At 67.9% G+C, this 24,080-nt stretch carries 22 protein-coding genes; 16 read left to right on the forward strand and 6 right to left on the reverse strand.

Going from position 1 to position 24,080, the window contains the following annotated elements; all coding sequences use genetic code 11:
• Nucleotides 1-26 precede the first annotated feature (26 nt).
• Complete coding sequence (locus ACWD4A_RS18830) at nucleotides 27-494, forward strand: flavodoxin family protein (protein ID WP_451195179.1); 468 nt, start codon at nucleotides 27-29, stop codon at nucleotides 492-494.
• Here ACWD4A_RS18830 and ACWD4A_RS18835 read toward each other — a convergent pair.
• A complete protein-coding gene (locus ACWD4A_RS18835) occupies nucleotides 471-1,514 on the reverse strand; it encodes an ArsR/SmtB family transcription factor (protein WP_451195181.1) in 1,044 nt (347 codons plus the stop codon). The genes ACWD4A_RS18830 and ACWD4A_RS18835 overlap by 24 nt on opposite strands.
• 797 nt (nucleotides 1,515-2,311) lie before the next feature.
• Here ACWD4A_RS18835 and ACWD4A_RS18840 point away from each other — a divergent pair.
• A complete protein-coding gene (locus ACWD4A_RS18840; RefSeq protein ID WP_451195183.1) occupies nucleotides 2,312-2,803 on the forward strand; it encodes a hypothetical protein in 492 nt (163 codons plus the stop codon).
• A gap of 127 nt (nucleotides 2,804-2,930) precedes the next feature.
• Nucleotides 2,931-4,475 (forward strand): S1 family peptidase, encoded by a 1,545-nt coding sequence (locus ACWD4A_RS18845; protein WP_451195185.1) that lies wholly within the window; start codon nucleotides 2,931-2,933, stop codon nucleotides 4,473-4,475.
• Nucleotides 4,476-4,581: 106 nt separating this feature from the next.
• Here the strand turns inward: ACWD4A_RS18845 and ACWD4A_RS18850 are convergent, their stop codons facing one another.
• The gene (locus ACWD4A_RS18850) at nucleotides 4,582-5,040 is read right to left on the reverse strand and encodes a hypothetical protein (RefSeq protein WP_451195186.1); all 459 of its coding nucleotides are present in this window, start codon (nucleotides 5,038-5,040) and stop codon (nucleotides 4,582-4,584) included.
• A 595-nt stretch (nucleotides 5,041-5,635) separates the two neighbouring features.
• Between ACWD4A_RS18850 and ACWD4A_RS18855 the strand changes: the two genes are divergently transcribed.
• Together ACWD4A_RS18855 and ACWD4A_RS18860 are read left to right on the forward strand one after the other, a co-directional pair.
• Nucleotides 5,636-9,619, forward strand: coding sequence for a polymorphic toxin-type HINT domain-containing protein (locus ACWD4A_RS18855; protein WP_451195188.1), 3,984 nt, complete (start codon nucleotides 5,636-5,638; stop codon nucleotides 9,617-9,619).
• Nucleotides 9,620-10,266: 647 nt separating this feature from the next.
• Complete coding sequence (locus tag ACWD4A_RS18860; protein WP_451195190.1) at nucleotides 10,267-10,596, forward strand: hypothetical protein; 330 nt, start codon at nucleotides 10,267-10,269, stop codon at nucleotides 10,594-10,596.
• A 591-nt stretch (nucleotides 10,597-11,187) separates the two neighbouring features.
• On the opposite strand, the gene ACWD4A_RS18865 is transcribed toward ACWD4A_RS18860, so the two are convergent.
• Nucleotides 11,188-11,583, reverse strand: a complete 396-nt coding sequence (locus ACWD4A_RS18865) for a DUF6415 family natural product biosynthesis protein (RefSeq protein ID WP_451195192.1) — start codon at nucleotides 11,581-11,583, stop codon at nucleotides 11,188-11,190.
• Between the two features lie 190 nt (nucleotides 11,584-11,773).
• Between ACWD4A_RS18865 and ACWD4A_RS18870 the strand changes: the two genes are divergently transcribed.
• The 7 genes from ACWD4A_RS18870 to ACWD4A_RS18900 all read left to right on the forward strand — a co-directional run bounded on the left by ACWD4A_RS18870 (nucleotide 11,774) and on the right by ACWD4A_RS18900 (nucleotide 15,861).
• The gene (locus ACWD4A_RS18870; RefSeq protein WP_451195194.1) at nucleotides 11,774-12,616 is read left to right on the forward strand and encodes a helix-turn-helix domain-containing protein; all 843 of its coding nucleotides are present in this window, start codon (nucleotides 11,774-11,776) and stop codon (nucleotides 12,614-12,616) included.
• Nucleotides 12,592-12,816, forward strand: coding sequence for a DUF397 domain-containing protein (locus ACWD4A_RS18875; protein ID WP_451195196.1), 225 nt, complete (start codon nucleotides 12,592-12,594; stop codon nucleotides 12,814-12,816). The genes ACWD4A_RS18870 and ACWD4A_RS18875 overlap by 25 nt, the downstream gene beginning before the upstream one ends.
• Nucleotides 12,813-13,280: a transposase gene (locus ACWD4A_RS18880; RefSeq protein ID WP_451195218.1), complete on the forward strand. Its 468-nt coding sequence runs from the start codon at nucleotides 12,813-12,815 to the stop codon at nucleotides 13,278-13,280. The genes ACWD4A_RS18875 and ACWD4A_RS18880 overlap by 4 nt, the downstream gene beginning before the upstream one ends.
• 109 nt (nucleotides 13,281-13,389) lie before the next feature.
• The gene (locus ACWD4A_RS18885) at nucleotides 13,390-13,677 is read left to right on the forward strand and encodes a hypothetical protein (RefSeq protein WP_451195197.1); all 288 of its coding nucleotides are present in this window, start codon (nucleotides 13,390-13,392) and stop codon (nucleotides 13,675-13,677) included.
• A gap of 16 nt (nucleotides 13,678-13,693) precedes the next feature.
• A complete protein-coding gene (locus ACWD4A_RS18890; RefSeq protein ID WP_451195199.1) occupies nucleotides 13,694-13,918 on the forward strand; it encodes a hypothetical protein in 225 nt (74 codons plus the stop codon).
• Nucleotides 13,919-14,259: 341 nt separating this feature from the next.
• On the forward strand, nucleotides 14,260-15,009 hold the full coding sequence (locus ACWD4A_RS18895) for a dienelactone hydrolase family protein (RefSeq protein ID WP_451195201.1): 750 nt from the start codon (nucleotides 14,260-14,262) through the stop codon (nucleotides 15,007-15,009).
• 96 nt (nucleotides 15,010-15,105) lie between these two features.
• Nucleotides 15,106-15,861, forward strand: coding sequence for a helical backbone metal receptor (locus ACWD4A_RS18900; protein ID WP_451195202.1), 756 nt, complete (start codon nucleotides 15,106-15,108; stop codon nucleotides 15,859-15,861).
• Here the strand turns inward: ACWD4A_RS18900 and ACWD4A_RS18905 are convergent.
• On the reverse strand, nucleotides 15,788-16,951 hold the full coding sequence (locus ACWD4A_RS18905; protein WP_451195204.1) for a TDT family transporter: 1,164 nt from the start codon (nucleotides 16,949-16,951) through the stop codon (nucleotides 15,788-15,790). The two genes, ACWD4A_RS18900 and ACWD4A_RS18905, sit on opposite strands and share 74 nt — an antisense overlap.
• A gap of 70 nt (nucleotides 16,952-17,021) precedes the next feature.
• Between ACWD4A_RS18905 and ACWD4A_RS18910 the strand changes: the two genes are divergently transcribed.
• The gene (locus tag ACWD4A_RS18910) at nucleotides 17,022-17,951 is read left to right on the forward strand and encodes a LysR family transcriptional regulator (protein WP_451195206.1); all 930 of its coding nucleotides are present in this window, start codon (nucleotides 17,022-17,024) and stop codon (nucleotides 17,949-17,951) included.
• A 216-nt stretch (nucleotides 17,952-18,167) separates the two neighbouring features.
• On the opposite strand, the gene ACWD4A_RS18915 is transcribed toward ACWD4A_RS18910, so the two are convergent.
• Together ACWD4A_RS18915 and ACWD4A_RS18920 are read right to left on the reverse strand one after the other, a co-directional pair.
• Nucleotides 18,168-19,979, reverse strand: coding sequence for an ABC transporter permease/substrate binding protein (locus ACWD4A_RS18915; protein WP_451195208.1), 1,812 nt, complete (start codon nucleotides 19,977-19,979; stop codon nucleotides 18,168-18,170).
• Nucleotides 19,972-21,093 (reverse strand): quaternary amine ABC transporter ATP-binding protein, encoded by a 1,122-nt coding sequence (locus tag ACWD4A_RS18920; protein ID WP_451195210.1) that lies wholly within the window; start codon nucleotides 21,091-21,093, stop codon nucleotides 19,972-19,974. The genes ACWD4A_RS18915 and ACWD4A_RS18920 overlap by 8 nt, the downstream gene beginning before the upstream one ends.
• Nucleotides 21,094-21,314: 221 nt before the next feature.
• On the opposite strand from ACWD4A_RS18920, the gene ACWD4A_RS18925 reads away from it, so the two are divergent.
• The 3 genes from ACWD4A_RS18925 (at nucleotide 21,315) to ACWD4A_RS18935 (ending at nucleotide 23,888) form a co-directional block, all read left to right on the forward strand.
• Nucleotides 21,315-22,220, forward strand: a complete 906-nt coding sequence (locus tag ACWD4A_RS18925) for a 5'-3' exonuclease (RefSeq protein ID WP_451195219.1) — start codon at nucleotides 21,315-21,317, stop codon at nucleotides 22,218-22,220.
• A gap of 139 nt (nucleotides 22,221-22,359) precedes the next feature.
• Nucleotides 22,360-23,208 (forward strand): siderophore-interacting protein, encoded by an 849-nt coding sequence (locus ACWD4A_RS18930; protein ID WP_451195212.1) that lies wholly within the window; start codon nucleotides 22,360-22,362, stop codon nucleotides 23,206-23,208.
• 44 nt (nucleotides 23,209-23,252) lie between these two features.
• On the forward strand, nucleotides 23,253-23,888 hold the full coding sequence (locus ACWD4A_RS18935; protein ID WP_451195214.1) for a hypothetical protein: 636 nt from the start codon (nucleotides 23,253-23,255) through the stop codon (nucleotides 23,886-23,888).
• The last annotated feature ends 192 nt before the right edge of the window (nucleotides 23,889-24,080 follow it).

Raw genomic sequence — 24,080 nt, forward strand, 5'->3', positions numbered from 1 at the left:
CGAACTGAAGCGAAAGGGGCATCATCATGAAGGCCACCATCGTGTGCACCTCCGTGTCCCACGGCAACACGAAGAGGGTTGCCGACGTCATGGGCCAGGTCCTGGAGGCCCCTGTTGTCGACCCTGAGCAGATCGATATGGCGGAGCTCTCCGCCTACGACCTAGTGGGATTCGGCTCGGGGATCTTCTCGGGGTCCTTCCATCCCCAACTGCGGGAGTTCATCCGGTCACTCCCGGAGAAACAACGGGCCAAGGCATTCGTATTCGCCACCAGCGGCCTTCCCGAAGCGGGATTCCAGCGCTTCTCCCGACCCCTGGTACGGCTTCTCGAACAGAAAGGCTTCGAGGTGGTCGACACTTTCTCGTGCCGCGCGTTCGACACCTATCTTCCGTTCAAACTCGTCGGCGGCATCAGAAAGGGACGGCCGAACGCCACCGACCTGGAGTCGGCGCGCGCGTTCGCCGAAGGGCTACGAACCCGGGTGTCCCGGTGAGGAGACGGACATCGCCGGTTCACCGGCCATGGGGTCGCCGAACACCGGGTTGCTGAACAGCAGGCCGTGCCCGAGCGGGGTGAGAGCGTGCCGCACCTGTCGCCCCTCGCGCTCGGTGGTGATCACCCCGGCTGTCCGCAGGGCGGTGGCGTGGGCGGATGCGGACGGTGAGGTGACGCCGAGCCGTTCGGCCAACTGCATGGTGGTGCACGGGCTCTGCCCGATCGCGCGCAGGGCGCGGGCCCGTGCGGGGCCGATCAGATTGGCCAGTCCGTCGGTCCGGTGGGTCGGCGTGTGCTCGGGAGGTCTCGCGCCGACCGGGTACATCATCATCGGCGGCCGATGTTCGGCGAGCCCGGCGGTGACGCCCTGGAGGAAGACGTTGGGGTGCAGCTCCAGCCCCCGCCCGCGAAGGTCGAAGGCCGCGTCCCACTCGGGCGTGGCGCACTGGAGGACGCCGTCGTCCCGCCAGGCCAACTGCGGATGGAGCCCGGCCAGCATGGCGCCGGTGCCCGCCTCGGCCGCGGTGCGCGCGTGGTGCGCGACATCGGCCTGCAGAAGGCGCTGGATGTCGGGCCAGTCCGGGGCGAAACAGGCCTGGAACATCGCCCAGACGCCGTCCGCGATCCGCCGCAGCCCGCGCGTGCCTCCGTCGCGCAATTCCTCCACGATGCGCGGCAGTCCCGGCTCCCGACCGTAGAAGGCGAGGCTTTCGTGGAACACGGTTTCAGGGACCGCGAGCATGGCGTCGAGTTCATCGACGAGCCGCCGGCAGCCGTCCTCGCCGTGGGGAAAGAGGAAGTCGGGCACTCCCTCGAAGCTGGCGTTGACCAGGTCGAACACCGGGGCGGCCTGCCGCGGCACATGCCGCCGCGCCTGTCGCCACCAGCGGTCACGGTTGACCGATTCACCGACGCAGTGGTGCTCCGCGCCCGCGACACCGCTGATCACCTGGTCGATCGGCGAAACGCCGAACCGGACGCGTGCCATATCGGCTACGCCGAAGCTGAGTTCGAGCACAGTCGCCCCCGTGGTTCCGATGAGCCCGATGAGCCCGATGATCCGACTCGACGATGATGCCGCGTATCCATGGGTTTCGGGAGGGTTCGCGTCTATTAGGCCGAGCGCCGAACAGCTGGCGGCCCCGGCGGCCACGCTGCGATTCTCTGGGTGCGCTGCCCGGCACACCGGGGACGGCAGCGACAACTGAGCGTCTTTCTTGTGGATCACCCTGGATCAGCCCGCGACGTGCGACGGACGCACCTTCGGGGGAGTCGCGGGCTGATCCAGGACGATCCACAAGACACGCGCGCTACACCTCCCGGCGGCGCCAGTGCCCCCGGTGCGCCCTTGCGTGGTGAAGGTCCTGCCGCCGGTTCACGCCCCGGAGCCGGTCGAGATCGTCCGCGAACAGGGCCCGCCATCCTTCGGCGTTGAGACACTGACACTCCCTGCACGGGGGCTCCGGCAGAGGCGGGACGCAGGGCGGTCCGCCGGTGTGGGGCAACGGGACGAGTGGGGCGTGCGCGGGGGTACCCAGGACCGCCTTGATCACGGTCTCGGCGGCATCGGAGAGGTGACGCCCTGCGGCGAGGACTTCGCCAGCGAGCTATACGCCCGCCTCAGCCCGTCGGCGGGCAGATCCCTTCAGCTCCCTCCTTGCGCAAGGCATCCCCGCATGAGGGAAGTCACACCCAACGCGACGTCAAGTCACCGTAAAGTTGCGGGCAGTGATGGGGAGGCTTCCTGTTGCCCCACTCCTGCCATATGTGTGGCCGCCGCTACAGCTCTGAAGGGTGTCGTTCGTGATATCTGGCGTGCGTAAAGCGCTGCGTGCCAACGTACTTGGTGCAGCTTCCGTGATCACGGCGGCCTGTGCCGTTTCCGTCGCCGCGGCCGCTCCGGCTCTGGCGGACGAGGTTCCTCCGCCTTCAGCGGTGGAGACCTTTGATTATCCGCACGCGGACAAGATCCTCAAGGAACAGGGCATCGCGCTGTACAAGGGTGATGGGCACATTCTCCTTGCCGACTGCGCCTCTTCTTCGGACATCGTGGTGGCGACGCGCCACAACAAGGAAGGCAAGTACTGCTTCAAGGTCACGGGTAGCGGTAAGTCCGGCTACCTGTCCTTGGAGATCCCCGGCACCTTCAACATCATGACCAAGGACTACGCGGTCCAGGCCAAGTTGACCGCCGACAGCCAGGTTCAGACCGTCGATGTCCCCAGGAACGGGTTCAAGAGTGTCGGCGAGGCCGCCAACCCACCAGGGGCTCCTACTGCCCTCACCGAACTCCGCATCACTGGCTGACAAGCCTTTACCGCCAGTCGTCGCCTTTGGCGTGCCCAGGTGCAGCTTCACCTCTTCTTCCTGAACTCGAAAGAAATGGAAAGTTATGTCCGTCATGCGTGCACGCGCCACAGGAGGCTTAGCGTTTTTGGCATCCGCCGCCATGGTCGGCCTGCTGTGTGCCACCCCCGCGAACGCCGTCGTGGGCACCAGCGCCAAGGACGGCTCCTACCCGTTCACTGTGAAGCTCGACATCGGTGGCCAGCGCAGTTGTTCGGGCTCTCTGGTCGAACAACAATGGGTGCTCACCGCCTCCAGTTGCTTCGCCGACAACCCCAAGCAGAGCTTCAAGGTCGACCCGGGTACGCCAAAATTCAAAACGACCGCCACCGTAGGCCGCGCGGACCTGACCCGCGAGTCCGGCAGCGTGATGAACGTAGTGGAGCTCGTGCCCCGCGAGGACCGCGACTTGGTCATGGCCAAGCTGGAGAATCCGGTCGTTGGGATATCTCCCGCGACCATAAGCTCCAACGCTCCGCTGCAGGGCGAGGAGCTGTGGTCCGCCGGCTACGGCCGCACCAAGGACGAGTGGGTACCCGACCACCTTCACTACGCGAAGTTCAACGTAGGGGCCGTCGGCGGCACCTCGGTCAACCTCACCGGCACGTCCGGCGACGCGGTCCTGTGCCAGGGAGACACCGGCGCCCCCGCATTCCGTGACGTAGGAGGCCGCTACGAGATCGTCGGAGTCAACAACCGCTCTTGGCAGGGTGGTTGCTTCGGCAATGAGGCGGAGACCCGCACCGGCGCAGTCGACACCCGGGTGGACGACCTCGCCGACTGGATCCAGCAGACCTTCTCCCGGACTCTCCTGCCGCGGGCGAACTGGAAGAACGCGGATCTCCTCGCCTCCGGCTATTTCACCGGCGGATCTGCCGGCGGCAAGCGCCGCATGGACATGGTGGTCCGCTGGACCGACGGCTCGGTCACCCTCTACCAGGGCGCTGACCACAGCGCCCCCGAGTACCCCTTCTCTGCCGAGTACAAGCTCGCCGACGCCGGGAGCACTTGGAAGTACGCCAGGGCGATCACAGGTGGCAGCTTCACGGGCAGCGGCAGCGACGGGATGATCGTGCGCTGGTCCGACGGGGAACTCACCGAGTACACCCACGTCGACCAGAAGGGCTTCCACGACGAGAAGACCCTGCGTCCCGCCCACACCAAGACGTGGGAGAACGCCAGGCTGATCACAGCCGGCCGGTACACCGCGAACTCGCTACGGGACGACCTTCTCGTCGTCTGGGCTGACGGTTCAGCATCGATGTACCCCGACATCGACACCAAGGGCCTCAGCGGTTGGACCCAGCTGCAGAACGCGGGATCCTGGAATGACGCTGCACAGATCGGTGCAGGCGAGTTCGCCGGGGGCAAGACCGGAGACCTCATGATCCGCTGGAGCGACGGGGATACCACCATCTTCCCAACCGTCGACACCAGCGGTACTCATGGCCGGACCCGGATCAGGGACCCCAAGTCCGCATGGATGAATGCCCAGGTGATGACCGTTGGTTCCTTCGCCACAGCCAATGGCCGACCCAACGACATACTCATCCGATGGGCAAACGGCCCTGTCAGCTACTACCCCGGCGTGGACCTGAAGGGAACGCATGGCGAGGTACAACTCATCGGCTGAGCCGCCCCTTTGCCCGTAAGGTCCGGATGGAACCCGCCCCTCCTTGCTGAGAGGCCGAGAGCGCCAGCTCAGTAAGCTGGGCTGGCGCAACGGGACCCGCCGCGGATCAGCCCGTGACGCGGAGCTGAACGAGTACGGTCGGAGCGCCCCCAACGGTTCCCTCACCGACGCTCTGGTAGCCGTTCTGGGGGCCAGTTTTGGAGACGCTGACAGTCTCGGTTTTGCCTTCGGCGACGAGGTCGGCGCTAATGGGGTGACTTGCGGTCTCCAGGCCCCATACGTTGGGGACTTCCAGAGCGAGATAGCCCTTCTTGGCGTTGGCCTGGAAGCAGACGTCCCCACCTCGTACCCAGAGCTTGATCTGCTCGGGTGAGTTGCTGCATTCGGCGAGCAGGATGTGGCCGTCGCCCTTGAAAAGCTTGATCTTCTTCTCCGCGAGAATCTTCGCCGCGTTGGGGTATTCGAAGGTCTCTATCGCGTAAGGCGGCTCTTCTTCTGCCACCGACACAGCGGGAGACGGGGAGGCGGCGGCCAGGGTCGGCGCGGCGACCAAGGCGCCGAGCACGCCGACGATTCCAGACGCAAGCATCAGAGTACGTATGCGAGATGTCACCGAAGAGCCCTTTCCGGCGTGGAAGAAAGCGTATCCACGATCCCCCACGCAGATATAAAAGAGAAGTAAGGGTGTTGATGGGAAGGTACCACGTGAACGACGAGTGGGTGCGCAACACATCTTCGCATCGATGCATGATCAGCAATTTCTCGTCAATCACCAGGACTTGACCCACTTCCAGATCGCTCAGTCCGGTTGGCTGAGGGTACGGATGGCACAGGATGTTTCATGCAAGTCGCGGACAGGATTGAGTGATGCGCCGTAGGCAGCTGCCCGTTCCGGCATCGTCCGATGCATGCTTCTGGCGTCAACATGGCATCATTTTCAGCCAGTTCACGTTCCCGTCTGCTATGAAATTTGAAGTCTCCGCAAGGTCGGTGTGGTTATGCTCGTCGCGCCGAAGTCCGGCATCTGGCATCTGGCATCTGGCAGCAGGAGTTGCCAGTCGATGAGATGAGCTTTCCCTTTGAGACGAAGCGTACGTTTAAGAGCCAGCACGGGGAGGGCATCGCGCGCCATACGCGTGCTGTGCCTGAGTGTGTTGCCTATGGCATTCATGGTGGGCCTGCTCGGGCCCTCACCCGCCATGGCCAACGGCGCCCCGGACGGCGGCAGTCAGAATGCCCCAGAGGTACGTCCTACTGACCGGGGCCGAATCGTTGACTTGTGGAAATCCGGGGGGCCTGGGGTCAAGGCAGCCGCAGAAGTTGCCCTGACTGGTAGTGCCGACGACGTCGTCCGCTTCCTGAACCAGGTGGACGACGAGACAGTCCAAGACAACCGGGTTGCTGCCGCGCAGAAGGCCAGTGTCGGCGGCCGGGCTTTGCAGGAAGCCGCCCGCAAAGCCTTGACAGGCACCCCCGCCGAACTGAAGGTATTTCTCCAGGACGGCTGGAAGGCGCCGCTGGAAGAGGATGAGCGGGTCCGCGTGGCCCAGATCATCGACACGGGTGGCAGCGGTGTCCAAAGGGCTGGCCGTGCCGCTCTCAACGGCACGGCCGCCGATGTGAGGGCATTCCTTGATGAAGGCCAGTACACCCAGCGCGATGAGGATGAGCGGGTCCAGCTCGCGCAAATCCTGAGCACTGGCGGGTCCGAGGTCCGAACCGCTGGCAGGATCGCGCTCAACGGATCCGCTGACGACATACGTGAGTTCCTGCAGGTCGGCCAGTACGTGGCACGCGCCCGCGACCAAGAACAGAGCACTGTTGCCCAACTGGCCGAACAGGCGCGGGAAGCAGGCCGTCAGGCCGCTGCGGAGACCGAGGCTGCCAAAGACGCGTCAGCTCGGGCTGTTGCGGCATCGAAGCTGGCCAAGGACGCAGCCAAGAAGGCTGCTGCCGAAGCCACAGCGGCCAAGGACGATGCCAACGCAGCCGCCGGTGCGGCCGGACGTGCAGCCTCAGCAGCCAGCCAGGCCGCAGACGCCGCGCAGGAGGCGATCGACGCGGCCCGCGCGGCCAACAACTCGGCCCGCATCGCAGCGAACGCAGCCGCCCAGGCGGCATCCGCCGCGGCCGGGGCTGCCCAGGCTGCGTCCCGGGCCCGCGACGCAGCAGCGGATGCCGCCACCGACGCAGGAAACGCGTCGGCCGCGCGTAAGGCAGCCGAAGATGCCCGGACTGCCGCCAAGGGCGCCAAGCTGGCAGCGGATGCCGCCGACCAGGCGGGCATTGCGGCGTCTGCTGCCGGGGATGCCGCAAGCGCTGCCGCAAGCGCCGGCTCCAATGCCAACGATGCCGCCGATGCCGCCGATGAAGCCAGCAGCTATGCCGGGCAAGCCGATGGGCAAGCCGCTGAGGCCCGGGAAGCCGCCGCGGCGGCACGCCGTCATGCCAAGGAAGCGACTCGAGCCGCCAACGCCGCCGAGTATCTGGCGCGTAAAGCGGCCACGGCCGCCGGTGAGGCGCGCGACTCGGCAAGGTCGTCTGCACTGCACGCGGAGGCCGCGGCCAAGGCAGCGGATGAGGCTGCCGAGCACGCGGGCGAAGCCGCTACCGCCGCTGATAAATCCTCCGCCCACGCCACGGCCGCAAAAGAGGCCGCCGACGCCGCCAGCACTGCGGTCGGCAAGGCCAAGGACATCTATGATCTGGCACGCCAGATCGAGGTTGGCGAGCTCCTCACCCGCACCAACGAGGGGATCGAGCGGGCCAAAGATCTCAAGGAGCTCGACGACAAGCGCCAAGCGGCCCAGGCCCGGACGGCCAAGGACGCCAAGGATCTCGCCGCCGAGGCCCAGCGCCTGGCCACCGAGGCAGCTCAGCCTGGAGCCGACGCCAAGACCGTCGCTACGAAGGGCCGCCGGGTCGCACTGCTGACCATGAAGACCGACGGCCCGTGGAGCAGCGCCGCCGCTGAGGCAGCCCTTAGCGGCTCAGACACGGATGTCGCCGACTACATACGCACCGGCAGGATAGAGGCTGCCCGGCAGGACGATCGCACCCGTGTCGAGCGGCTGGCCGGAGAGAGCGAACTGGAGCCGGTCCGTAAAGCCGCGGAGACCGCGCTCAAGAGTGATGCCACACAGATCAGCGCGTTCCTGACCGATGGCCAATACCAGGTTGGCGCTCAGGACTTCCGTATCTACATCGCGCAGGTCATGTCCACAGGCGGGCGCGGGGTACAGGAAGCGGGCAGAGCCGCGCTGGACTCCGGATCTGTCGACAAGTACCGCGAGTACATCACTACCGGACAGTACAGCGCACGCACCCAGGACGAACGGGTACTTGCGGCCCAGCTGAATGACAGTGGCGGCCCGGAGGTCAAGTCCGCGGCGCGCATCGCCTTGGAGGGTCCGCCTCAGCTGCTGCACCGCTTCATTCAAGCCGGGCAGTACACGGCCCAGCACAAAGATTTCCTTGCCGCCACTCACAAGGCGCGGGTCCAGCAGCTGATCGCCGAGTCGGCACGTACTGCGGCCACCGCTCAGCAGAACGCCGCCGAGGCGCGCAAGGTCGCCGCTCTCGCCCAGCAGAAGGCCGCCGAGGCGAAGGAATACGCCAGGCAGGCACAGGAGTCGGCCACCGACGCCAAGAAATCCGCCAACGAGGCCGCCCAATCCGCCAAGGAAGCAGAAGCCTCCGCAGCCCGTGCAGCCGAGTCGGCCAAGACTGCTCGCGCGGCCGAGGCCGACGCCAACCAGGCATCAGCGGACGCGACCATATCGGCGGCCGATGCGTCGGTTTCGGCGGAACTGGCGAACGTCTCCGCTTCCAGCGCCTGGGCCTCAGCTGACCAGGCCCGAGCCGACGCCACCGCGGCCGGCAAGGACGCGACAGCCGCCACCAAGGCAGCCACGGAAGCCTTCAGCATTGCCGTCGAGAAGGTAAAGGCTGAGGAAGAAGCCAAGCGGAAGGCCCTGGCGGAGGCCAGGAAAAAGGCCGATAAAAGCCCGCGACGGATGTACCAATGCGGGATTCTGGGCTGCGAGCCAGTGGAGAACCCCGGCCGTTGGTGTCAGCACCACGAGGCCTACTGTGATGTCCTGGCGCAAGGACCGGCCATCGAGTCTGCGGCCAAGCAGATTTGGGGTATAGAGAAAGAACTCTCCGCGATCGGCCGGTTCCAGGAGTGCACCAAGCGTGGCGACTTCACTACCTGTGGTCCGGTCGTGATAGACGTCGTCTTCAGCTCGAAGATAAGGGTCCTTGAAAAGGCGTACGAGGCCTTGCGGGACCTGAAGCGCGTCAAGCGAGTATGCAACCAGTGTTTCCTGGCTGGCACCAAAGTGCTCATGGGCGACGATTCCACGCGGAAAATAGAGAACGTCAAGGCAGGGGATAAGGTCCTTGCAACCGATCCGATCACAGGCCAGACATCTTCCCGCAGGGTCACACGCCTGATCGTCACCGAGGACGACAAGCACTTCAACGAACTGACAATCGCGACCCACAATGGGCTTGAGAAGCTCACGGCTACCTACGAGCACCCGTTCTGGAGCCCCTCGGAACACCACTGGCTCAAGGCTAGTGAACTCAGGCCAGGCGCGAGCCTTCTGAGCAGTGATAGAACCACCGCCCAGGTACAAGCAAACCGCACCTTCGACCGGCGTGCGCGCACCTACAACCTCACAGTCGACGACCTCCACACGTACTATGTGCTGGCGGGCGCGACGCCGATCTTGGTCCACAATTCCAGCTGTGGACCGATGGTTCTCGGAATCGGCCAGCATTCAGAGGATCTAGCAGGCGAACTGAAGGGTTACACATTCAATGGCCCGGACTATGCGCAGGAGGTCGGCCGAGTTGGCGGTCAGCCGTACGCACAATGGCAGGCCGAGGTGAGTAACGTTCTTCGCAACAATGGCAAGGTTGCGATCTCCCTTCGCGGGTTCGATGGCGACACTCCAGCAGAGCAATTCATGAACGCATATAAGGCTGGAGCCCCTGGTAAGGCTTGGGCGGCAACCCAGTGGGAGATGCATCAGGTTGGAAAGCATGTCCAACTAGGCAACCTTGACTGGAATAATGTTACGTTCTACGACAAGAACGGCAAAAAGGTCGAGGGGTTTGATGAACCCGCCTGGTAGGCGTTTGAGCGGAGGTAAAAGACAATGAGCGAACTGTACCGATCCGATCGGTACTTCAAGGTCTGGCAGTATACGGTAAGCCATTGCCGTCTGCTCTTGAGGAGCACCCGGGACAATCCTCCGTCGAGTCGTATCGACGTCCACTTTGGAGGACTTAGCCTTATGGTCCTTCGGCCCTACTATGACGGGCTGGTCATTCGCGAGGGAAGCAGTGACGAATGCGCGCTCTTGACGAGTCAGTACGGTGTCGCGGTGAATCCCGGATACCTATTCGTCCTGGGGCATGACCTGTCGAGCTTCGTGGTTTCAGGAAGGCCACAGTGGCATGAGGACGAGGGCGGATTCAACGATCCGTCTTGGTTCGGCCACATGATCGGCACTCCATAAGAAAAATCTCCGGATGTACCTGATGAAACACTCGGCACCACCGTGATAGCGGGACTCAGGTCCACGCCAGCAGATAGGAGGGCCCCTGCAGAGGTGACTCGGCGAGGGCCCTCTGGCAATCACGGGCCAACGACCCTGGTCGGTACTCTTTGGAGTATTCAACCGGTAGGTAGGGTGAGGCGATTGATGATTACCGGGCACACTTTCAGTACGGCGAAGATCTCGTCTTCAGCCCTGCACCCCGATAGCAGGCGACGGCAATGAATCTCCATGACAGGATCAGCGACGCGCGCAGGCGTCCGCAGGCCTATGGGCTGACCACATTCGGCGAGGTTGCCGCCTTCGTGACCGGCATGGATGCCGTGACTGAATGGCAGCTCCTCGACGGATTTCGCGAGTGGCTGGCTGAAAAGTCGAATCTTGGCGCCAACCTTGCATGGCAGGTTTTGGTGATCAAGATTTCCTACCCTGCCGAGTCCAGCGACTTCTGGGTGGCCGCCTCACACAGTGAAAGCAGCAAAGCGATCACTGTTCTCTTCGACGAGCTTCAGTCGTTCCTGAAGGATCGGCGGTCGCATACCTCGGCGTAGCCGTCACAGGATTGGAACCTCAGAAGCCCCGCCCAAGGTTCTGCCTCCGGGCGGGGCTTCTGAAGTGTTTGGCGGCAACGCCAGCGCGCCGACTTGCTCCAGCGAGATAGGCGATCCCGCTCGGCGGCTTCGGGCACCGGGCTTCCATGCTTGCTCTGGAGGACGCGTTGGCGCGTGTCGGTCGCACCGGTCGTAAGAGGGGCACGGCCCGCCCGGGCTTCCGCAGTGCGCTGGTAGCGGTAGATCCACCCGCCATGATCAGAACGTCGCAGAATGAACAGCACAGGTCGACGCAGCCCAGTGAACACCTCTATGGGCTCATATTGTTGAGCGGTGACGACCTGAAGGGTCGGCCACTTCATCAACCTGGTCTCCCCTTCGATGAATTCCGGGGCAGATCCTGCACCGTGTGAGCCTCGGCGTAGTGGAGGGCGTGGCGGGCGTTGACGGCTGCCAGCTTGTCGAGATCGTCCGCGAACAGGGCCCGCCATCCTTCGGCGTTGAGACACTGGCATTCCCTGCACGGGGGCTCCCGCGGAGGCGGGACGCAGGGCGGTCCGCCGGTGTGAGGCAATGGGACGAGTGGGGCGTTCAGCACGGCCGGCCCTCCTCGGCCGCCGCCGCCCGAAGCCGCTCACGGTGGCCGCAGAGTTCCTGCGCCACCAGGGCCAGACCCCGGACGTAGTCGAAGGCGGACTGCAGCCCGCTCCCGGGCCCGAGCTCGTCGGCCCGGTGCAGCGCCTCTTCGGCACTCCCCTCCACGGCCGCCCGCAGCGGATCGTCCACGGGCAGAACGCCGACGTCGTTCCGCACCTCCACCACGGTCTTTCTGATCCAGGCACGGAGGATGGCCGTCGAGGAGGTCACCCTGCCCACGGGCAGCGGCATGTGCGCGGGGGTGCCCAGAATCGTCTTGATCACCGTCTCGGTGGCGTCCGGGAGGTGGCGTCCTGCGTCGGCGACGGCGGTGCCGGGGTATGCGGGCATGGCGGGGCGATCTCCTTGGGGGGTGCGTGTGGAACGCCGCAGGGCGGGCATCACGACACTGCGGAATCGAACACAGCGTCAAACGACGGGAGTTGGGCTCCCGGTTCCGGTTTCCAGTATCTGCCCGGCCCCCTATGCTCGGGCCCGTCAGAGGCTTGACAGCACGGATCGTCCAGTGGGGGTTACACCCATGCCCACCCCAGAGCGGCTCACCCCCTCGAAGGCATACGCCGCACGGTTCGGGGCCCTGCTCCGAGAACTCCGAATCGCGCAAGGCTGGACGCAAGCCGAACTCGGAAGACAGGTCCGGATGTCCGACAGCGCGATCTCGAAGTTCGAGACGGGTGAGAGGGTGCCACCACCGGACATCGCGGAGATGCTGGACAAAGCGTTGGGGGCGAACGGTTGCCTGCTTGCGGAGTGGGACGGCATCAACGACAACTCGGACGCACGTTGGGCACACAGGATGCTCAGCCTTGAGGCGAATGCGGCATCGATTCACCACTTCTCCATCGGCATCCCGGCGCTTCTCCAGACAGAGAGCTATGCAAGGGCATTTCTGACCCGAGGCATGAGCTTCTACGGCGGAAACCTGGAGGACAAGGTCCAGTTCCGCATGCAGCGGGGAAGAATTCTCCATCGCGAGGACCCGCCCCTGCTCTCAGCGCTCATCTTCGAGTCGGCCCTGGACCTCAATGCCAGCACCAACGAGGTGATGCGGGAACAGCTCCAACATCTGGCAGAAATGTCCGAGAGGCCACACGTGCACCTTCGGGTCATCCTCAACAACAGCCACGGCCTCATCGTGCACGGGCACATGTCGATCACCAAGCCCAGATCAGGCAGGATGCCCACGCTTTACACCGCTACCGTCAAGCGGGGAATGTTCAGCACAGACCCCGACGAGCTCGCGTGGCACCAAGCGCTCTTCGAGGAGGTGCAACGCGGGGCTCTGACCGAGGACCAGTCAACAGCGTTTCTTGAGAAGTCAGTTGAGGAGAAGTATCCGTGTTCACCATCCAGCCTGACCTGACCACGGCGATATGGCACAAGAGCTCCTACAGCCAAGGTCAGAACGACCTGTGCATCGAAGTCGCCGCCCGCCGGTTCCCCGGCACCGTCCCGATACGGGACAGCAAGAACCCCCACGGCCCCGCCATAACCCCGCCCACCACCGCCTGGTCGACCTTCGTCACGGCCGTCGCCGCCACGAACGGCGACCTCTCCGCCTGACCAACACGCAGCGGCCCCGCCACGAAGGCGAGGCCGCTAAAAGGGGGCAGCACACGGGCCCGTCGCCGGTCGACCGGGGCCGGGCCGGCTCCAAACACCACCTGATCACCGACGGCCACGGCACCCCGCTCACCGTCCCCCTCGCCGGCGCCAACCGTGGGCGACGTCACCCAGCTGATGCCCCTGCTCGACGCCGTCCCACCCGTGAGAGGGCGCGTGGGCCACCCCGCCGCAAGCCTGACTCGCTCTTCGCCGACCGCGGCTACGGCCACGACATCTACCGCGACCGCCTGCGGGAACGACGGATCGTGCCCGCCATCGCCCACCGCGGAGCCCTGCACGGCACCGGACTGGGCACTTACAGATGGGTAGTTGAGCGCATATTCGCCTGGCTCCACGGCCTCAAACGCCTCCGCCTCGCCTGCTGCCTCATCACCCTCAGACAGATCAACTCATTGCATTAGGCGTTGCAAGTCACCGAAATCTTCACCCATTCGATGGAAACAAGTATCCGTGTCCGCGCAGGAATGCGATGCTCCTAACAGGTAGGCCAGCATACCCAGGGAGCAGCTCATGGGAGTCGTTCACCGCAGCGGACCTGAGTCGACTCAGGCCACGGACACGGATGTGCTATGGAACGTGTGGCACACCGACGAGAAAGTCGTGCAGGCGAACACCTTCAATCGATTCGAGGTCGCACTTACCGAGCTCAGCACAAACCTGACCCGCATCGGAATCATCGAGCACAAGTCCGTGTTCGATCTGGACCGGTCCGACGGGTTTACCTTCTCCTGGGATCTGGTAGTGCGAACCAACGGCGGCCCGGCCGACTTCCTCTTCAACTCCATTGAGGTTTCCTAAGGAAAGGATGGCATCCATGCGCGTCTACGCGGCCTACAAGCAGGACGGAACTATCCTCGCCCTTGCGAAAATCGAAGAGAATCCCACCGGCGGCATTGCCTGCCGACCAGTCCCCGGAGACGGCCGGCTTGTGGCCGAGGTGGCCGTACCTGAGCAATTCGCCGACCGCCCCCTGTCCCATCTGCTCAAGAGCCTCCGTGTAACGGAGGGGCCGGAGGGCGTGAGGCTCACCTCCAAGTAGCGCTTGAGCCCCTGAACAGCGCGCAGGAGAAGGCCCCCGGCCACACCTCGTTGAGGTTGACACATGTCTGGCCTGGGCCAGCGGGCGTTCAGCGTCTTCCCGACCGCACTCGGGCGTCACCCCACCGGTGGCCACTCCGGAGATCCTCAGTGGTCCGGCTAAGCCAACTTCGTTCGACGGCTCGCGCTTGCGGGCCTTTTTCATTCCCCGACACAAGGAGTCTGCTTGTCTGTTGCACAGGAGTGGTTGTGGGATGAGTCCGCCAACCGTCAGGTCGAGTTCGAGCCCTTGACCGGCTGGTGATCGACTAGGAAGATCAGTCCAGGAAAGGACGATCCGCCATGCCCACCAAGACACTTCAGATCCCCACCACGGACGGACGGGCCGACGCCTTCGCCGCCTTCCCCGACGGTGGCGAGCGGCACCCGGGGGTGCTGCTGTACATGGACGCCTTCGGCCTGCGGCCCGTGCTGGAAGAGATGGCCCGTGAACTGGCCGGGCACGGGTACTACGTGCTCGTCCCCAACCTCTACTACCGGACCGGACCGGCGCCGGTGATCGAGCTTCCCGAGCACATCGGGGAAGAGGCGCGGCCCGCGGTCTTCGCCCAGCTGATGCCCCTGATCGAGGCGCACACCACCGAGCGCGTCCTGCGCGACGCCGACGCCTACCTCAAGTTCCTCACCGCCCAGCCCGAGGTGAGCGCCGGACCGGTCGCCGCGATCGGCTACTGCATGGGTGCCGCCCTGGCGATGCGCACCGCGGCGGCCCACCCCGGCCAGGTGGCCGCCGTCGCCGGGTTCCACCCCGGCTTCCTGGTCACCGACGCGCCCGACAGCCCGCACCGCCTCGTCTCCGAGCTCACCGCCCAGGTCCACCTCGGGCTCGCCGAAGGCGACCTGTCGCCCGAGGCCCTGGGCGAGCTCAACCAGGCCCTGGATGCCGCGGGTGTCGACTACACCACCGAGATCTACCCCGGTACCATCCACGGCTTCACCATGTCCGACACCGACGCCTTCAACCCCTCCGCGCTGCGACGCCACTGGGACCGCCTGCTCCCTCTCCTCGGCCGCGCCCTGGCCGACGGCTGAGGTTCCAAGCCGGACGGGCGGACGGATGGACGGGGCGAACCAACTGCACCAGCCGGTGCAGTCATAGGAGTTGCGGACCAGGCGTACCCTGCGATCATGCCCATTCGTCCCGCCGTACGGCGCGTGGTGTCGCTCGTCCCCTCGCTCACCGAGGCCGTGGCCGTCACGGCTCCCGGGCTGCTCGTCGGGGCCACCGACTGGTGCGACCGCCCGGCCGGGCTCGGCGTGGTCCGGATCGGTGGCACCAAGAACCCCGACGTGGCCCGGATCGCCGCCCTCGCGCCCGACCTCGTCCTCGCCAACGAGGAGGAGAACCGCGCCCCCGACCTCGCCGCGCTGCGTGCCGCGGGCCTGCGGGTGCTGGTCACCGAAGTGCGCACCCTGGAGCAGGCGTTCGGCGAGCTGGAGCGGGTGCTGGTGGAGGGGTGCGGGCTGGCCCGGCCCGGGTGGCTGGCGGAGGCCGAGGACGCGTGGCGGGACGTACGGGCCGTGGGCCTACGGGCGGCGGGCCCGGCCGTACGGGCCGTGGTGCCGGTGTGGCGGCGGCCGTGGATGGTCCTCGGCCGGGACACCTTCGCGGGCGACGTCCTGGCCCGTCTCGGCGTGGCCCACGCGTACGAGGGGCACGCGGAGCGCTATCCCCGCGTGCCCCTCGACGAGTTGACCTCGTGCGGCGCCGAGTTGGTCGTCCTGCCGGACGAGCCGTACCGCTTCACCACGGACGACGGCCCGGAGGCGTTCCCCGGGCTGTCGTGCGCGCTGGTCAGCGGGCGTCATCTCACGTGGTACGGGCCGTCGTTGACGGAAGCACCGAGGGTGCTGGGCGCGGCGCTGCGAGCAGCTTTCCGCTGACCAGGCCGCGCAGGGTGCAGACCGCGGCGACCAGCCAGGCGGCGACGAGCAGCGCGTACAGCCCGTAGGCCAGGCCGTTGAAGGCGTGCAGACCGGTGTGGCGGGCGAGCCCGGCGGCGCCGGTGACGCAGGTGCCGATGGGGAAGGTGAAGGCCCACCACGTCATCGCGAAGCCCATGCCGCGCCGGAAGGCCCGCACCGCCATGGCGGCGGCCAGCGCCAGCCACAGCAGCGCGAAGCCCATCACGGGGGTGCCGTAGAGCACGCCGAAGGCGGTCATCGCCTGGGCGTACGGGGCGGCGGTGGTGCCGTGCGCGGCGTCGGCGACGTTGTTGACGGCGGTGGTCGACTGCCCCAGCGGGCCGAGGACGAGGAAGAGGGCCGGGGTCAGCGCGAGGGGCAGCGCACCGTGGTGGATCAGCCGGGAGAACACCATCGGCAGGATGACCAGCGTGGCCAGCAGGCTCATGCCGAACAGCGCGTAGCAGCCCAGCAGCAGCGCCTCCTGCCACTGGCCGTGCGGGAGGTGCGCCACCAGCGCCGGGCCCGTCGCGGCGGACACCATCGGCGCGACGATCGGCAGCAGCCAGACGGGCGAGGCGCCGTCCACCGCGACCTTGTGCCGGGTCACCATCAGGTACGGGATGCCCGCGGCGGCCACGAGGCCGATCACGGTGCCCGCCACCCAGAGGACGGCGTCGGCGGTCACGGCCGCGTCCTTGCCGATGACGTCCGAGCCCACGGCGAGCGTGACGCTGCCGACGGCCAGCAGGGCCATGGCGAGACAGCCGTAGAACGGCGCGACCATCGGGTCGGCGAGGTGGCGCCGGGCCTGGTCGGGGTGGCGCAGCCAGTGCGCGGCGCGGGCGGTCAGCAGGGTGAGCAGCCCGAGGGCGGCGAGCGCCCAGACGACCTCGTACGCGCCGCGCAGCCCGGGTGCCCGCAGGGGGAGGGCGGTGCCGGCGCCCGCGACGATGGCGGTCCCCATCACGGCGGCGTACCAGTTCGGGCCGAGGTGCCGGAGACCCGGCCCGGCGCCGGGGGCGGGGCGGGTGAGGGGGGCGGTGCGGGGTTGGTCGAGCGTGGTCATGCCTCCACCGTCGCCCGTGACGCTGCGCGCGACCAGAGGCCATCGGTCTATGGGGGCATAAGCTGGGTTTATGAGCGATCCGAGGAATACCGGCGAGGTGCGGAGCCCGCTCGCGCACCGGGTGCCCGACCTCGCGGCGCTGGAGCTGCTGCTCGCCGTGGCCCGGCTGGGCAGCCTGGGGCGGGCGGCCCGCGAGACGGGGATCACCCAGCCCGCGGCCAGCAGCCGGATCCGCAGCATGGAGCGCATGCTCGGCGTGGCCCTCGTCGAGCGGTCGCCGCGCGGCTCCCGGCTCACCGACGCGGGGGCGCTCGTCACCGACTGGGCGCGGCGGGTCGTCGAGGCCGCCGAGGCGTTCGACGTGGGCGCGCAGGCGCTGCGCGGGCGCCGGGACTCCCGGCTGCGGGTGGCCGCGAGCATGACCATCGCCGAGTATCTGCTGCCGGGCTGGCTGATCGCGCTGCGCGGGCGGCTGCCTGGTACCGCCGTCTCCCTGCTCGCCGGGAACTCCGCGGCCGTCGCGGACCGGCTGCGCGCGGGCGAGGCCGACCTCGGCTTCGTCGAGGGCCTCGACGTGCCGGCCGGTCTGGACGGCGCGGTCGTCGGCCACGACCGGCTGGCCGTCGTGGTCGCCCCGGGCCACGCGTGGGCCCGCCGCCGCACTCCGCTCTCCCCCGCGGAACTGGCGGCCACCCCGTTCATCCTCCGCGAACGCGGCTCCGGCACCCGGCAGGTCCTCGACGCGGCGCTGGCCGCGTACGGCGGTCTCGCCGAGCCGCTGCTCGAACTCGCCTCGACGACGGCGGTGAAGGCGGCCGTCGTCAGCGGGGCGGGCCCGTCCGTCCTGAGCGAGCTCGCGGTGGGCGAGGAACTCACGGCGCGGAGGCTGGTGGACGTCCCGGTGGCGGTCCGTCTGCGGCGCGATCTGCGGGCGGTGTGGCCGATGGGGCAGCGGCCGGCGGGGCCGGCGCGGGAGCTTTTGTCTTTGACCCGAGGGTGACGGGTTGGCTGCGGGGTGGCTGCGCCGCTCGCCGTTGTCGGTATCTCGCCGTTGCCGCCTGCGGCGGGGGCGGCCTGCGGCCGCGTCCTCAAACGCCGGACGGGCTGGATTTGGCTCGTCGCCGTTACGACGGTGCGGGGCCGTGCCGCTCCGGGGTGGTGCGGGACTGCTTCGCTTTACGTCCCGAACCACCCCTGCGCGTCCCGGCCCCTCGCGTCACGATTCAGCCGGAGGGACCGGCGCCAGCTTGTCCTCCATGCCCGGGTGGGCGTCGAGCCAGCGGCGGGCCGATTCCTTTTCCTTGCCCTTGCCGCCGTTCTTGAGCTCGACCTCCAGCGAGGAGAGCTCCTTCTCCGACATCCTGAAGTTCTTCAGCCACTCCGCGATCTGCGGGAAGTCCTTGCCGAAGTCCTTCTTCGCCACGGCGTGGATCTGCTCGCCCTTGCCCCAGGCCCCCTTGGGGTCCTTGAGCTTCTTGAGCTCGTACGCCCCGTAGGCCCAGTGCGGGGACCACAGGGTGGTGACGATCGGCTCCTTCTTCTTGATGGCGCGGTCGAGTTCCGCGAGCATCGCGGAGGTCGACGAGGAGACGACCTTGTACTCGCCGTCCAGGCCGTACTCCTTGAGCACCTTGTCGTTGAGGGTGCCCATCATCCCGGCGCTGGACTCGATGCCGACGATCTTCCCGCCGAACAGGGCGCCCTTGCCCTTCAGGTCCGCCAGCGAGTCGATGCCCTTGACGTACGAGGGCACGGAGAGCTCCAGCGAGGTGGGCCCGTACCAGGCGCCGAGGTCGGTGAGCTTGTCCCCGTAGCGGTCCATGTACTGCTTGTGGGTCGTGGGCAGCCAGGAGTCGAGCTGGACGTCCATCTGTCCCTGGGCGAGCGCGGTGTAGAGCGGCCCGGGGTCGAGCTGCTGGACGTCCGGCTTGTAGCCCCGGTCCTCCAGGATGTTCTGCCAGAGGTAGGTGGTGGCCACGGCCTCGTCCCAGGGGAAGTAACCGAGCTTGACCCGCTTGCCGTTGCCGACGTCCTTGCCCGCCGCGACGCTCTGCTTGCCGTCGCCCCCGGCGAGGTTCATGCCGCCCGCGACGAGCGCGAGGACCACGACGCCGACGGTGGCGACGGCCGTGCCGGGGCGGTAGCGCAGGAACGAGGCGCCGCGCGCCGTCGCCGCGGCCTTGGCCAGCGACCGGCGCCCGAGCGGGGAGACCCGCTGGTTGAGCGCTCCGGTCATCCGGTCCAGATAGACGGCGAGGACGACGACGGCGATGCCGCTCTCCACTCCGCCGCCGATGTCGACCTGGGTGACGGCCGCGTACACGGCCTCGCCGAGGCCGCCCGCGCCCGCCATGCCCGCGATGACGACCATGGACAGCGCCAGCATGATGACCTGGTTGACGCCCGCCATGATCGTGGGCAGGGCCAGCGGCAGCTGGACCCGGGTGAGGGTGTCGCGCGGCGTGGTGCCGAACGCCTTGGCGGCCTCGACGAGTTCGCCGTCGACCTGGCGGATGCCGAGCTCGGTCATCCGCACGCCCGGCGGCATCGAGAAGACGACGGTCGCGATCAGGCCCGGGAGGGGCCCGATGGAGAAGAACATCACGCCGGGCAGCAGATAGACGAAGGCGGGCATCGTCTGCATGACGTCCAGCACGGGCCGCAGCGCGCCGCCCACCGCCCGGCTGCGCGCCGCCCAGATGCCCAGCGGCACGGCGATCACCAGGGTGATCAGGCTCGCGACGAGGACGAGCGACAGCGTCGACATCGCCCGGTCCCAGAGGCCGAAGGAGTCGACGAGCGCGAGGCCCGCGAAGGCGAGGACGGCGGGCAGCAACCCGCGCAGCCACCAGGCGATGACGGCGAGGATGCCCGCCATGAGCAGCGGGCTGGGGCCGCCGAGGACGGCGCGGACGCCGTCGTACGCCCCGCCGAGCACGGTGTTGATCGCGTCGAAGAGCCAACTGAGATGGGTCTGCAGCCAGTTCACGGCGGACTCGACCCAGTTGCCGAAGTGGAGCCTAGGCACGGGCGGTCACCTCCGCCTTGATCTTGGCCGGTTTCGTTCCGGTCCCTCCGGGCGCCTTCGGTTCGTCGCCGAGGGCCGAGAGCAGCCGGTCGCGGGTGACCACACCGGCCAGCTCGCCCCGCTCGTCGGTGACGGCGACGGGGTGGTCGCTGTGCGAGAAGGGGGCGAAGAGCTCGTGCACGGGCGTGGCCGCGCCGACCGTGGCGGGCGCGGCGGCGATGACCTCCCGCGCGGTGCGGGAGCCGCCCGGCGCGTCCATGATCGACCCGGCGGTGAGGACCCGGGAGCGGTCGACGTCCTGGATGAAGGAGGCGACGTAGTCGTTGGCGGGCCGGACGAGGATGTCCTCGGCGGTGCCGTTCTGGACGATCCGGCCGTCCCGCATCACGGCGATCCGGTCGCCGAGGCGCATGGCCTCGTTGAGGTCGTGGGTGATGAAGACGATGGTCTTCTTCAGCCGCGTCTGGAGGTCCAGCAGCTGGTCCTGCATGTCGCGGCGGATCAGCGGGTCGAGGGCGCTGAACGACTCGTCCATCAGCAGCAGGTCGGCGTCGGTGGCCAGCGCGCGGGCGAGGCCCACGCGCTGCTGCATGCCGCCGGACAGCTCGTCGGGCCAGGAGGTCTCCCAGCCCTTGAGGCCCGCGAGCTCCAGGGCCTCGGCGGCCCGTTCCTCGCGCTCCCCGCGCGGCACGCCCTGTACTTCGAGGCCGTAACCGGCGTTCTCCAGCACGCTGCGGTGCGGGAAGAGCGCGAAGTGCTGGAACACCATGCTGATGCTGCGGGAGCGCACCGCGCGCAGGTCGCGGGGCGACAGGGCGGTCAGGTCCTGACCGTCGTAGAGCACACGTCCGGCGGTCGGTTCCAGCAGGCCGTTGAGCATGCGCAGCAGCGTGGACTTGCCGGATCCGGAGAGACCCATCACCACGAAGATCTGGCCGGCCTCCACCTCGAACGAGGCATCGATGACCGCCGCGGTGGTGCCGTCGGCGCGCAGCTCGGCACGGCTCGCGCCGCCTTCGAGCCGCTCGACGGCCGCTTCGGGTCGTTTGCCGAACACCTTGTACAAGTGCTCGGCGTGAAGCCTGGACACATACACCTCTCGGGTCGATCTCATCGGACGCCCGGGCTCCCCCGAGCCGGCCGGACGTGGAGCGGTGCGGCATCGGTCCGCGTGCCCGGCCGCGCGACGTACGGCGGCGGGGTCCGCTCCGGTGCCGCGCCTGCCCCCGATCAATCCGGGCAAACGGAACAGTGATCCGGTTCACATGTCCGTCCCCGGAGTGCCGGGGGTGTGTCGGTGGGATGCGGCATGATCGACCCGTGACGCGACGCCTGATGCTCCTCGACACCGCTTCCCTGTATTTCCGTGCCTATTTCGGGGTGCCGGACACGGTCAGGGCCCCCGACGGCACCCCGGTGAACGCGGTCCGCGGCCTGCTCGACTTCATCGCCCGCCTGGTGCAGGACCACCACCCGGACGACCTCGTGGCCTGCATGGACTTCGACTGGCGGCCGCAGTGGCGGGTCGACCTGATCCCTTCGTACAAGGCGCACCGGGTCGCCGAGGAGGTCGAGGGCGGGCCTGATGAGGAGGAGACGCCGGACACCCTCTCCCCCCAGGTCCCGGTGATCGAGGACGTGCTGGACGCGATCGGCATCGCCCGCGTCGGCGCCGCGGGGTACGAGGCGGACGACGTGATCGGCACGCTCACGGGCCGGGCGCCCGGCCCGGTGGACATCGTGACCGGCGACCGGGATCTCTACCAGCTGGTGGACGACCGGCGCGGGGTGCGGGTGCTCTATCCGCTCAAGGGCGTCGGCACGCTCCAGGCGGTCGACGAGGCCCTGCTGCGGGAGAAGTACGGGGTGGACGGCGCGGGCTACGCCGATCTGGCGCTGCTCCGGGGCGACCCCAGCGACGGTCTGCCGGGGGTGCCGGGTGTCGGGGAGAAGACGGCCGCGAAGCTGCTGGCCGCCCATGGCGACCTGGCCGGGATCGTCGCGGCCGCGGCGGACCCGGCGTCGAAGCTGACGCCGACGCAGCGCAAGCGGCTGCTGGAGGCGGGCCCGTATCTGGAGGTGGCGCCGAAGGTGGTGCGGGTCGCGTCCGACGTGCCGCTGCCGCCCTTCGACGCGGCCCTGCCCGACGAGCCGCGCGACCCGATGGCCCTGGAGGCGCTCGCGGAGCAGTGGGGGCTGGGCGGTTCGCTGCAGCGGCTGCTGACCGTGCTCGCCGGATGAGCCGCTGAACCACCGGGCCGTTGAAGCGCCGAGCCGCTGAGCCACCGGGCCCGGACGAGCTGTTAAGTTAGGTGTGCCTTACTTATCAGGATGCCGTCCGTGTGTCCTCGTCAGCGCGTTCCACAGGGGAGAAGCAGCCATGGCAGACCGTCCGGTTCGGAAGAAGCCGCAGCTCAGCCGCGCGCAGGTGATAGGCACGGAGCGGCTGACGCCGCACATGATGCGGGTGGTCCTGGGCGGCGAGGGCCTCGCGGACTTCGGGGCGGGTGAGCACACGGACCACTACGTCAAGCTGCTCTTCCCGGTGCCCGGCGTCAGCTACCCGGAGCCCTTCGACATGGAGGTGATCCGCCGCGACCTGCCGCGTGACCAGTGGCCCAGCACCCGTACGTACACCGTGCGTTCCTTCGACCGCGAGCGGCACGAGCTGACGATCGACTTCGTGGTGCACGGCGACGAGGGGCTGGCGGGCCCGTGGGCCCTCTCCGCGCGGCCGGGCACGGAGATCTTCTTCCTCGGTCCCGGCGGCGCCTACTCCCCCGACCCGGCCGCCGACTGGCACCTCCTGGCGGGTGACGAGAGCGCGCTGCCCGCGATCGCCGCCTCCCTGGAGCGGGTTCCGGCCGGGGTTCCGGTGCACGCCTTCGTGGAGATCGCGGACGCCCGGGAGGAGCAGCGGCTGGACCTGCCCGAGGGCGTCGAGGTCGTCTGGCTGCACCGCGACGGCGCCCCGGTGGGCGAGGCCCTGGTCAAGGCGGTGCGCTCGCTCGACTTCCCGCCCGGTGACGTCCAGGCGTTCGTCCACGGCGAGGCGGGCTTCGTCAAGGAGCTGCGCCGCCTGCTGCGCGTGGAGCGCGAGGTGCCGCGCGAGCGGCTGTCGATCTCGGGCTACTGGCGCCTGGGCCACAACGAGGACGGCTGGCAGGCGTCCAAGCGCGAGTGGAACCAGCAGGTGGAGGCGGAGCAGGAGGCGGCCCCGGTCGCCTGATCCCTGTCCGCGGGGGGCCGTGGGGCGGTGGATATCCTCACCGCATGACGACCCGAGCCCGTACGGCCCTCACGAGCGCGGCTGCGGCCGCGCTCGTTCTCATAGCCGCCCCCGGCGCCTCGGCCGACGACCCGTCCTGGACGGTCACCGGCCAGAAGCCCACGCAGCGGGGGCGCGAGGCCACCTTCACCGTGACGGTGGACGACGGAACGCTCGACGACAACAACGGCTATGTGACGCTGGAGTCCCCCGCCTTCGCCAAGACGATCAAGATCAAGGCGAAGCGGTTCCGGGTGGGCAAGGACGGCCGGGAGTACGCCATGGCCGCGGCCGTCGTCCTCTGCGACGTCTCCCCCGGTACGTACCCGGTGGCCCTCAAGGACCACGGCGAGGGCAAGCCGGTGGAGACCGTCGAGCTGACCGTGGTGCCCGAGATGGACCCCGGCAACCGGGACTTCTGCGCCGGCCCGAAGAGCTACGACGACGCCGTCGACAAGACGAGCGAGGCCGCACTCCAGGACGAGGACTCCGACTCCTCCGGGATGAGCACCGGCACCCTGGTCGCCGTGAGCGCGGGCAGCGCAGCGGCGGCCGCGGCACTCACGGCGCTGGGCACGTACGCGCTGGTACGACGCCGCACGCGGGCGGCGAAACCGGAGGAACCGGACAGCTCTTGGTGACTCACCGTTGCCGCCTGCGGCGGGAGCTCCCTTCAGGAGCGTCCTCAAACGCCGGACGGGCTGAAATGCCGCAGGTTGCGGACTACAGCCGGCAAAACCAGCCCGTCCTGGGGGCACCTCCCAGCGGTAGCTGGGGGAGATTGAGGACGCGGCCGCAGGCCGCCCCCGCCGCAGGCGGCGAACCGGCCCGCA

Source organism: Streptomyces sp. NPDC002537, assembly GCF_053594975.1.

Coding starts and splice junctions, on each gene's coding strand:
- ACWD4A_RS18830 (WP_451195179.1), top strand. CDS start 27: ATGAAGGCCACCATCGTGTGCACCTCCGTGTCCCACGGCAACACGAAG.
- ACWD4A_RS18855 (WP_451195188.1), top strand. CDS start 5,636: ATGGCATTCATGGTGGGCCTGCTCGGGCCCTCACCCGCCATGGCCAAC.
- ACWD4A_RS18860 (WP_451195190.1), top strand. CDS start 10,267: ATGAATCTCCATGACAGGATCAGCGACGCGCGCAGGCGTCCGCAGGCC.
- ACWD4A_RS18865 (WP_451195192.1), bottom strand. CDS start 11,583: ATGCCCGCATACCCCGGCACCGCCGTCGCCGACGCAGGACGCCACCTC.
- ACWD4A_RS18870 (WP_451195194.1), top strand. CDS start 11,774: ATGCCCACCCCAGAGCGGCTCACCCCCTCGAAGGCATACGCCGCACGG.
- ACWD4A_RS18885 (WP_451195197.1), top strand. CDS start 13,390: ATGGGAGTCGTTCACCGCAGCGGACCTGAGTCGACTCAGGCCACGGAC.
- ACWD4A_RS18890 (WP_451195199.1), top strand. CDS start 13,694: ATGCGCGTCTACGCGGCCTACAAGCAGGACGGAACTATCCTCGCCCTT.
- ACWD4A_RS18895 (WP_451195201.1), top strand. CDS start 14,260: ATGCCCACCAAGACACTTCAGATCCCCACCACGGACGGACGGGCCGAC.
- ACWD4A_RS18900 (WP_451195202.1), top strand. CDS start 15,106: ATGCCCATTCGTCCCGCCGTACGGCGCGTGGTGTCGCTCGTCCCCTCG.
- ACWD4A_RS18905 (WP_451195204.1), bottom strand. CDS start 16,951: ATGACCACGCTCGACCAACCCCGCACCGCCCCCCTCACCCGCCCCGCC.
- ACWD4A_RS18910 (WP_451195206.1), top strand. CDS start 17,022: ATGAGCGATCCGAGGAATACCGGCGAGGTGCGGAGCCCGCTCGCGCAC.
- ACWD4A_RS18920 (WP_451195210.1), bottom strand. CDS start 21,093: ATGAGATCGACCCGAGAGGTGTATGTGTCCAGGCTTCACGCCGAGCAC.
- ACWD4A_RS18925 (WP_451195219.1), top strand. CDS start 21,315: ATGCTCCTCGACACCGCTTCCCTGTATTTCCGTGCCTATTTCGGGGTG.
- ACWD4A_RS18930 (WP_451195212.1), top strand. CDS start 22,360: ATGGCAGACCGTCCGGTTCGGAAGAAGCCGCAGCTCAGCCGCGCGCAG.
- ACWD4A_RS18935 (WP_451195214.1), top strand. CDS start 23,253: ATGACGACCCGAGCCCGTACGGCCCTCACGAGCGCGGCTGCGGCCGCG.